Source organism: Bradyrhizobium sp. ISRA442 (assembly GCF_038085055.1).
In the GTDB taxonomy this organism is placed as follows: Bacteria; Pseudomonadota; Alphaproteobacteria; order Rhizobiales; family Xanthobacteraceae; genus Bradyrhizobium.
Window position 1 is genome coordinate 294,558 of the sequence record NZ_JALGCN010000010.1, and the last position, 9,042, is coordinate 303,599.

Below are 9,042 nucleotides of genomic sequence, written 5' to 3' on the forward strand. Positions count from 1 at the left end.
AAGGACACCGAAATGGCAAGCCTCATCCCCTGCCCACATTGCGGGCAAAGGCCCAAGGAAGAATTCACTGTGAAGGGGGCGGCGCTCGCCCGTCCGGCTGCGGATGCCAGTCTCGAAGTGTGGTTCGACTACGTCTATCTGCGTGACAATCCACGCGGCCGCTACGACGAACATTGGCATCACACGTCCGGCTGCCGCCGCTGGCTGATCGTGACGCGCAACACCGCAACCCATGAGATTGAAGACACGTGTGACTCCGCCGCTCGCGAGGAGACGGGGCAATGACGTCCTATCGTCTCAAGACGGGCGGCCTGATCGATCGCTCGAAGCCGTTATCTTTCACTTTCGACGGCAAGCGCATGACCGGAGTCGAAGGCGACAGCCTTGCCTCGGCTCTGCTTGCCAACGGCCATATGCTGATGGGCCGATCGTTCAAGTATCACCGGCCGCGCGGCGTGCTTACGGCTGGCGCATCCGAACCCAATGCGCTGATGACCATTGGCCGGGGCGGGCGTACGGAGCCCAATACCCGCGCCACTATGCAGGAATTGTACGAGGGCCTTGTCGCGCAAAGCCAGAACCGCTGGCCTTCGCTTAACGTAGACGTCGGTTCGTTAAATAGTCTGCTGTCGCCTTTCCTGTCCGCCGGCTTCTACTACAAGACTTTCATGTGGCCAGCAGGCCTTTGGGAGAAGCTCTACGAGCCGTTCATCCGCCGGGCCGCCGGCCTCGGCAAGGCGACCTACGAGGCTGATCCTGACCGCTACGAAAAGTGCTGGGCCCACTGCGACCTGCTGGTCGTCGGCGGCGGCGCCACCGGCCTTGCCGCAGCGCTGACCGCCGGCCGTGTCGGCGCTCGCGTCATCCTCGTCGACGAGAATGCGATGATCGGCGGCGGGCTTCTATCCGAAACCGCGACAATTGGCGGCCTGTCGGCAGTCGAATTCGCCGGCCAAGCGTTCGCCGAACTCGAACGCCTTCCCAAGGTTCGGCTTCTCTCCCGCACGACAGCCTTCGGCTGGTATGACGGCAACGTGTTCGGGGCCGTTGAGCGGGTCCAGAAGCACGTTCGCGAGCCGCGCAGCGAGGTGCCAGTCGAGCGGCTGTGGCGCATCGTGGCAAAGCAGGCCATTCTCGCCACGGGCGCCGAGGAACGCCCGCTGGTGTTCGGCGGCAACGACATTCCCGGCGTGATGATGGCAAGCGCTATGCGCGCCTATCTCAACCGCTATGGCATTGCCCCGGGCAAGTCGGTCGCAATCGTCACGACAAACGACAGCGGCTACGCATTGGCCCGGGATCTCGAAAAGACTGGCGTGCGGCTTGCAGCCATCGTCGAAAGCCGCCCTGGCGGCGCTACAGCAGGCGTGTATGGAGGGTCGGCTCGCATCATAAACGGCGGCTTCGTCCCTGACGCCGAAGGTGGTCAGGCACTCTCTTCCATTACAATCGTCCAGGACGGCCGGAAGGAAAAGCTGGCCGTCGACGCACTCGCTATGTCGGGCGGCTTTAGCCCCGTCATCCATCTCGCTTACCATCGCGGTGGTAGGCCGGAATGGTCGGATGCTGAAGCTGCTTTCGTGGCGCGGGAGGATCACAAGGGGCTTTCGTTGGCCGGTGCCGCTGCCAAGTCAAGCGGTCTTGCCGGCTGCCTGGAGGCCGGAGCCGGGAAGGCCGCCGCGCTGCTAGGCAAGCTCGAGATGAAGGCGGAGCCCGCCACGTTCGGCGCGGTCGAAGGCGACATCGTCGCGCCACCTGCAAAGCCGGTCTGGATTATTCCCGGCATAAAGGGCAAGGCCTTCATCGATTTCCAGAACGACGTCCATCACAAGGATATCGGCCTTGCGGTTCGCGAAGGCTATGGTCACGTGGAGCTTGCCAAGCGCTACACCACCAACGGGATGGCGACGGACCAGGGCAAGCTTTCCAACGTCAACGCGATTGGCCTTCTAGCCGAGGCGCGGGGCGTATCTCCGGGCGAGGTTGGCACCACCACCTTCCGCCCGTTCTATACTCCGGTTTCCTTCGGGGCGCTCGCCGGCATCTCGCACGGCAAGCATTTCCAGCCGGTGCGCAAGTCCCCGTTGCACAATTGGGCAGCGAAGAACGGGGCGACTTTCGTCGAGACGGGTCTCTGGTATCGTTCCGCCTGGTTCCCGCTTGCCGGCGAAAAGACCTGGCGCGAAAGCGTCGACCGTGAAGCGAGGAACGTACGCATCAATGCGGGCCTTTGCGACGTCTCGATGCTGGGCAAGATCGAAATCACCGGCAAGGATGCCGCGGAATTCCTCGATCGCGTTTATTGCAACCCCTTCAAAAAGTTGCCCGTCGGCAAGGCGCGTTACGGCCTAATGCTGCGCGAGGATGGCTTCATTTACGACGATGGCACCACCAGCCGCCTCGAAGACGAACGCTTCTTCATGACGACCACGACCGCCCTTGCGGCGGGCGTGATGAATCATTTGGAATTCTGCGCACAAGCGCTATGGCCGGAGCTCGACGTGCGGCTTGCCTCCGTGACCGACCAGTGGGCCCAGATGGCAATCGCCGGGCCAAAGTCGCGCCTTATTCTGCAGAAGATCGTCGACGAGGATATTTCCAATGAAGCGTTCACCTTCCTTGCCGCCAAAGAAGTCTCGTTGTGTGGTGGCAGGCTTTCGGGCCGACTCTTCCGCATTTCCTTCTCTGGCGAACTGGCCTACGAACTGGCGGTTCCCGCCGGCTACGGCGAGGCCATGGCCGATGCGCTGATGGAAGCCGGCAAGGAGCGCGGCATCTGCGCCTATGGGGTGGAAGCGCTCTCGGTGTTGCGCATCGAGAAGGGCCATGTCACGCATAATGAGATCAACGGGACGGTCGTGCCGGCCGATCTCGGCTTCGGCAAGATGGTCTCAGCCACGAAGGCGGACTTCATCGGAAAACGGATGCTCGAACGCGAGGGTCTCCAGGACCCGAACCGGCATCAACTCGTCGGCGTCGTGCCGCTGGAGTTCGAGACTTCCTTCCGCAGCGGTTCACACATTCTCGAAAAGGGTGCGGCGGCCACGCTCGAGAACGATCAAGGCTATGTAAGCTCAAGCTGCTACTCACCGCATGTCGGATCCACGATCGGCCTAGCACTCGTTAGGCGCGGCTCGTCTCGTCATGGCGAGGAAGTGCAGGTGTGGAACGGCCTTCGCAACGAATACACGGCGGGCCGCCTCTGTCACCCCGTGTTCGTCGATCCCGCCAACGAAAAGCTGAAAGTCTGAGGTCAGATGTCCGGATTCGCGATCGAACACGGAATAGCGCTTGGCCAGAAGTCCCCGCTGATCTCGACCAGCGTGACGCTCAGGGCACTTCCCGAGGGCCTCGTGCTGCACGTGCTTTCTGCGAACGCGGAGGACGATCTTTCCGAAACAATCCGCGGCGCGCTCGGACGCGAGGCGTTCGCCGTACGTGGCGGGTCGCCCGGTCAGTGCTTCGTGGTCGGCGACGAGCCTATGTCGACGGCAGCACTCGCCGACATCGTACAAAAGCTGAAGCCGCATGCTGACGTCGTTGATCAGAGCCACGGCCGTGTCCGCATAGCCATCGCGGGAGCAAAGGCCCCCTCCGTGCTGGCCAAGGGTACCGCGGTGGAGCTTGAGTCAGACGCCTTCCCGGTAGGCCGCGCGACAACGACGCTGATCGGCCACATCGCAACGCACGTCACCCGCGTCTCGGAGGATGGATTCGAGCTGATGGTGCTGCGAGGTTTTGCGGAAAGTCTATGGGACGAACTCACCGAGCTGAGCGCAGAATTTCGCTGACTTCACATCAACGGACGCGTGCTTGGCCACTTTCTCGCCAACTTGCCGATTCGACAGGAGTAGATATGACGACCAAGCTTATTCTGACTGTTAAGTGCAAGTCGGCACGGGGCATTGTAGCCGCGATCTCGACTTATTTGGCAGAAAATGGCTGCAACATTGTTGCTAGTTCGCAATTCGATGATTGCGACACCGATATGTTTTTCATGCGGGTCAGCTTCGTCTCCGAAGAAGGCGTTAAGCATGCGGCACTTACGGAAGGTTTCAAACCTGTTGCCGGTAAGTTCGGTATGGACTGGGAGATTTTCGATACCTCGAAGCGCATGAAGGTGCTCTTAATGGTCTCCCGCTTTGGTCACTGCCTCAACGACCTGCTCTACCGCTGGAAGATCGGCGCATTACCGATTGACATCGTCGGCGTCGTGTCGAACCACTTCGATTATCAGAAGCTCGTCGTCAACAACGACATCCCCTTCCACCACATCAAGGTGACGAAGGAGAACAAGCCCCAAGCCGAAGCGCAATTGACTGAAATCATCGAGCTGACGGGCACCGATCTTGTCGTGCTGGCTCGTTACATGCAGGTCCTGTCCGACGGATTGTGTTCAAAGATGTCAGGCAAGATCATCAATATCCACCATTCCTTCCTGCCGAGCTTCAAGGGAGCAAACCCGTACAAACAGGCTCACGAGCGCGGCGTGAAGCTGATCGGTGCGACGGCCCATTACGTCACCGCCGACCTCGACGAAGGTCCGATCATCGAGCAGGATACCGCGCGTATCACTCATGCCCAGTCGGCTGATGACTACGTTTCGATCGGCCGCGACGTGGAAAGCCAGGTTCTGGCCCGCGCCATCCATGCGCATATTGACCATCGCACCTTCATCAACGGCAACCGAACCATCGTGTTCCCGGCGAGCCCGGGCAGCTATGCATCCGAAAGAATGGGTTGAGCGATGGTACAAGTAATCGACGGCAAACAGATCGCCGCGTCCGTCATCGACAAAGTGAAGGCGGCCTCCGCGGAGCTTCAGGCGCAGAATGGCGTCAGGACCGGCCTCGCCGTGATCATCGTTGGCGATGATCCTGCAAGCCGTACATATGTCGGTGCGAAAAGCCGCATGGCGAAGGATTGCGGCTTCAATTCGGTCCAGCACACCTTGCCGACTGAGACAAGCCAGGAGGAGCTTGCAGCGCTCGTGACGGCGCTGAACGCCGATGAGTCCATTCACGGCGTGCTCGTGCAGCTGCCATTGCCGAGGCATCTTAACAGCGAAGCGATCATCCAGTCGATCCTGCCGGAGAAGGACGTCGACGGGCTGAATGTCGTTAATGCCGGCAAGCTTGCGACTGGGGATCTGGAAACGGGCCTCGTGTCCTGCACGCCAGCCGGTGCGATGCTTCTGATCCGCCGCACGCGTGGCGGGGACCTTTCCGGCCTCACTGCTGTGGTAATCGGCCGATCAAATCTTTTCGGCAAGCCGATGGCTCAGCTGCTGCTCAACGCCAACGCCACCGTGACCGTGGCGCACTCGCGGACCAAGAACCTGCCAGATGTCTGCCGTGACGCCGACATCCTCGTCGCCGCCGTTGGCCGCCCGGAAATGGTCAAAGCCGATTGGGTGAAGCGAGGCGCTATCGTCATCGACGTCGGTATAAATCGGATCGACACGCCTGAACGAGGCAAAGGCAAAACCCGCCTGGTGGGAGATGTGGCCTTCGCTGAAGTATCCGAGGTCTGTGAAAATATCACGCCTGTTCCCGGAGGTGTCGGTCCGATGACGATCGCCATGCTAATGGCAAATACTGTGATCGCGGCGCATAGGACCGTAGGACGACCGTTGAAGATATTCTAAACATGATGATCGAATCACGCCGGTACGACTGCCAAGCCTGTAAACCGCGGCACAGAATTATCGAATTCCTCGCTTTCTGTATGATCCCGATAACTTCAACCTCGTGACGACCGCGCAGGGCAAGCTGGGCGATTTTCTGACGTGGCCGTTGCACTATCGGCGATCCGGTCGTCGTGGATTACTTGCCGAAGACAGATGAGAGGCGGACCGCGAAGCGCGACCTGTGGCGCGTTAGATTTCGGCTAACTGCAATATTCTGGGACCGCGTTATTTCATCCGTGACGCTTTGATTTTTTGAGAAGCGCGAAGGGCGGGAGCCGCAGTCGTCCTTTGCCAAGCTCATCGCCACCTACTCCACACCGCCTCCAGTAGCAGATGAACTCGGCGGTCTATTAGGCAGCACGTGACTGCCAACAACCAAGCAACGATACCGTTGCTCAAGCCGCCATTCATGTGGCGGTTCTGCACTCAAAGCGATTGGGAAGACAAAGAAAGACAGATGGCGCACGATCTAAGGCAGCAGTGTTGGCGCCCTCCTGCCGGAAAACCTTGCACGTGGACATGGGGATTGAACTTTGTCTTCCATTGGTCAACGAGAAGGCGTGCCGATTTGGGTCTGCCAACCGCGCGTCCTGCTTCAGCTTCAGTCTTAGATCTGACACTCACGCATCCGGTACGAGCCGAGTTCGATTTGGGCACGCGCGGCGACAGACTCTCACGAAGCTTAAAACTCGGGACATCGAAAGCGTTTCTCAGGATCATGAACTGTCTGGGCCGATGGCTCATGTGTGATTCAGGTTGTACAACCTGGCGCTACGGCTTCGAGCCCTTTCTGGCGGCCGTTGTGGCGAAGCTGGCGGGTGGCATGCACTGATTCACGATGCGAGAAACCGCTTTGCATCTTCGGGATCTCCTGCCGCCGCAAGCGCGCCACCGGTCGCCCGGTCGCGCACCAACAATATCTTTGGTGCCCGCCGATTTCCCTTCTATCGCGATCGATCGGTGCGATCCGCGCATTGAGTTCGCAATGGTTCAAGAGCAATGCGTCGTAACGAAATAGCCGCTCACGAAGCGCTCGATGGAAGCGAGGATGTCATCGATTTGGTCCCCCGGAACGGTTTGGGATCGGTGTTTTGTCGCTCGATGAACGAGGCGATGTCGGCCCTGAGGGCAGCTACGCTGGGATAGACGCCGCGCCTGATCTTCTTATCGGTGAGGAGCGCAAAGAAGGGCTCGACTTGGTTGAGCCATGACGAAATGGCCGGGGTCAAGTGCGACCGCCAGTTGCAGGTGACAGGAGGGCCCGCACTTATCGTGCGGGTGTTTCTGCCTTTTGCTGTCGGCTATTACCTCTCCTATCTCTTCAGAACAATGTGATCGCCGCCCCCTTAACATTGGAGTTGGGGCTCGACGCTGGTGATCTCGGCTTGCTCACCTCAGTCGATTTCCTTACGTTCGCGGCTGCGCAAATAGCGATCGGCATCCTTTTGGACGGTTATGGTCCGTGGCAAATCCAGAGCATTCTGCTGGTTGTTGCTGCAGTGGATGCGGCATTCTTTGCGGCATCAGACAATTTGCTTGTGCTGTTTGTCGGTCGGGCATTGGTCGGTCTCGGCGTCGCTGCAAGTCTGACCGCTGGACTGAAAGCTCTCGCCGAGGCAGTTATTACTGACTTGCATCGGGCTGCCGCAATGGCGTCCGGTCTTCATCCAGGCGGGCGCTTCCGATCGCAGCCGCGATTTCGCGGCACGATCGGCCGCGATCATTTTCGTGACGTCGCGGTCGAATTCCGCAACGACCTTCGCGCCCGCGCGGTGCGGTTCGGCCGCGATCCGAATACGCTCAAGGTGCTGCCCGGCATCGTCCCCGCGATTGGCGATACGGAGAAGCAGGCCAAGGCGCTCCAACTACCGCGAGGTCTCCGAACTGCCGCGGCGCTCCGGCTTGAGCCAGGCAGAACTGGGACAGCGTTACGGCGCGGGAAGAACCACCAGCGGGTTTGCCGGCACGCCCGGGACCGAGTGGTTCCGGGCCGGCGCCTGCGACGCTTTCATGTTGCAGGTCCCATATCTTCCAGTTGGTCTGGAGGGGCTCGTGCACGCCCAACATCGCGCCTGTTCCGGACCGAGTGCGACAGTTCGCCCATAGCCCACCGGACGCTCTACTCTTGCCCGAAAATCCCAGGGTTGCGACCAGCAAGTCATCCACGATCGCGCGAGTTCTCGCGACTGATGCGCTTGCCGATTTCGTGGGCCTTGACGAGGTGGTCTGCCGGTTCCAGACGATGCGCATACAATTCATTGTGCTGGATGCCGTTCATCCGCTTGCGATTTCCCGCGATCGTCGAGGCGTTCCAGACCCCGCCGCGGGACCCTGGCACTGCCTTCCTGTTCAGGGCAGTGGCGATGTCCGAGGAGACCGGGCGTCGAGGTAGTCCGCGGAAATCTGCCGGACGATCGCAGCTTCCGCTTCGTCGATCTCAACCTCTCCGGCTTTGCGCGGGGCGGGTGGTGGTCGTAGCTCCGGCCGCCGTGGCGGCGCCCGTCGCGAATGACGCGGCCTGACCGCGCCGGGTTTTGTGGGCCAAATCCCTCAAGAACAGGCAAACAGACCTTTGACGCCGACCTGGAGATCGTCAGCGACGATGTTGTCCTGGACAGCGATCACCTGGACGCCGGCAGACCTGGTTCGTTGTGAAAGCCGCCCAGGCCTTCGAGGTCGCGTGAGATGGGGTCGAGAGACTTCGATCACATCGAACTTCCGGCTCCTGGCATTCGGCATCAGGCGCTGAAAGCCCGTGCGGTTGACGGTGGAGGGGCCGGAAATGCCGTGATCGGAGTAGACCTCAACGACGATGTGACCCTCACGCTTGCAGAATGCGCGGCACAGCGCGACCTGATCCTCAATCGACTTGCCGCTCTGCTTTTCCTTCTCACTAAACATTGTGTAGATCGCCGCTCTCATCATCATCGCCTGCACTGGTTTGACGGTTCTGCTGATTCTGGCGGCTATCGCTGCGGCGCGGGCAAGGGCGCGCACGAGTTTGCGCATTGTCTCGCTGAGCGCGTTTGTCCCGCTTTGCCAACGGGCACTGAAATGTGGGCCGGCCATGAATCAGCATCCCCGCGCCCGCGGCCGCGAGGGCCACGTGGCGAATCCTGAAACGGCCTCCAAAGACGGGGCCCAGCGCCGGAGTGCAGGACGATATGTTCCTGGGCCGGTCCAAAGCACTCTGGTGGAAATCGATGCTCAGTAAGCGTAGCCCGCGACAAGAGTAGCGCCCCGTGACAGGATTGAAGCAATTCAGCCAAGATTGCATCAAACACGTTCGATGTCCTTCGAACAAATGTCCTCGAGACCGCAACGGACATCCGCGCCGGCTCGGAGGATCTGGC

7 protein-coding genes and 1 pseudogene are annotated in these 9,042 nt (G+C 60.3%); 6 read left to right on the forward strand and 2 right to left on the reverse strand.

All coding sequences use genetic code 11. The features are described from left to right. The first annotated feature begins 12 nt into the window (after positions 1-12). The 6 genes and pseudogenes from MTR72_RS22515 to MTR72_RS22540 form a co-directional block, all read left to right on the forward strand. Complete coding sequence (locus tag MTR72_RS22515; protein WP_280968828.1) at positions 13-285, forward strand: sarcosine oxidase subunit delta; 273 nt, start codon at positions 13-15, stop codon at positions 283-285. Continuing rightward, positions 282-3,251: a sarcosine oxidase subunit alpha family protein gene (locus MTR72_RS22520; protein ID WP_341511011.1), complete on the forward strand. Its 2,970-nt coding sequence runs from the start codon at positions 282-284 to the stop codon at positions 3,249-3,251. Before MTR72_RS22515 ends, MTR72_RS22520 begins: the two co-directional genes overlap by 4 nt. A 6-nt stretch (positions 3,252-3,257) precedes the next feature. Then, positions 3,258-3,791 carry a sarcosine oxidase subunit gamma family protein gene (locus MTR72_RS22525; RefSeq protein ID WP_341511012.1) on the forward strand — a complete coding sequence of 178 codons (534 nt, stop codon included), beginning with the start codon at positions 3,258-3,260 and terminating at the stop codon, positions 3,789-3,791. 65 nt (positions 3,792-3,856) lie between these two features. Continuing rightward, positions 3,857-4,744 carry a formyltetrahydrofolate deformylase gene (gene purU, locus MTR72_RS22530; RefSeq protein ID WP_280968831.1) on the forward strand — a complete coding sequence of 296 codons (888 nt, stop codon included), beginning with the start codon at positions 3,857-3,859 and terminating at the stop codon, positions 4,742-4,744. A gap of 3 nt (positions 4,745-4,747) precedes the next feature. Continuing rightward, positions 4,748-5,647, forward strand: coding sequence for a bifunctional methylenetetrahydrofolate dehydrogenase/methenyltetrahydrofolate cyclohydrolase FolD (gene folD / locus MTR72_RS22535; RefSeq protein WP_341511013.1), 900 nt, complete (start codon positions 4,748-4,750; stop codon positions 5,645-5,647). Between the two features lie 1,373 nt (positions 5,648-7,020). Continuing rightward, positions 7,021-7,284 (forward strand): annotated as a pseudogene (locus tag MTR72_RS22540) (MFS transporter); the annotation flags it as partial. Here MTR72_RS22540 and MTR72_RS22545 read toward each other — a convergent pair. Both MTR72_RS22545 and MTR72_RS22550 read right to left on the reverse strand, forming a co-directional pair. After that, complete coding sequence (locus MTR72_RS22545; protein ID WP_341511028.1) at positions 7,213-7,554, reverse strand: hypothetical protein; 342 nt, start codon at positions 7,552-7,554, stop codon at positions 7,213-7,215. The pseudogene MTR72_RS22540 and the gene MTR72_RS22545 overlap by 72 nt on opposite strands. A 685-nt stretch (positions 7,555-8,239) precedes the next feature. Beyond that, positions 8,240-8,590, reverse strand: coding sequence for a recombinase family protein (locus MTR72_RS22550; protein WP_341511014.1), 351 nt, complete (start codon positions 8,588-8,590; stop codon positions 8,240-8,242). Between the last annotated feature and the right edge of the window lie 452 nt (positions 8,591-9,042).

Excerpts from the sequence above, each read along its gene's own strand:
- MTR72_RS22515 (WP_280968828.1), top strand. The coding sequence starts at position 13 with ATGGCAAGCCTCATCCCCTGCCCACATTGCGGGCAAAGGCCCAAGGAA.
- MTR72_RS22520 (WP_341511011.1), top strand. The coding sequence starts at position 282 with ATGACGTCCTATCGTCTCAAGACGGGCGGCCTGATCGATCGCTCGAAG.
- MTR72_RS22525 (WP_341511012.1), top strand. The coding sequence starts at position 3,258 with ATGTCCGGATTCGCGATCGAACACGGAATAGCGCTTGGCCAGAAGTCC.
- purU (WP_280968831.1), top strand. The coding sequence starts at position 3,857 with ATGACGACCAAGCTTATTCTGACTGTTAAGTGCAAGTCGGCACGGGGC.
- folD (WP_341511013.1), top strand. The coding sequence starts at position 4,748 with ATGGTACAAGTAATCGACGGCAAACAGATCGCCGCGTCCGTCATCGAC.
- MTR72_RS22550 (WP_341511014.1), bottom strand. The coding sequence starts at position 8,590 with ATGTTTAGTGAGAAGGAAAAGCAGAGCGGCAAGTCGATTGAGGATCAG.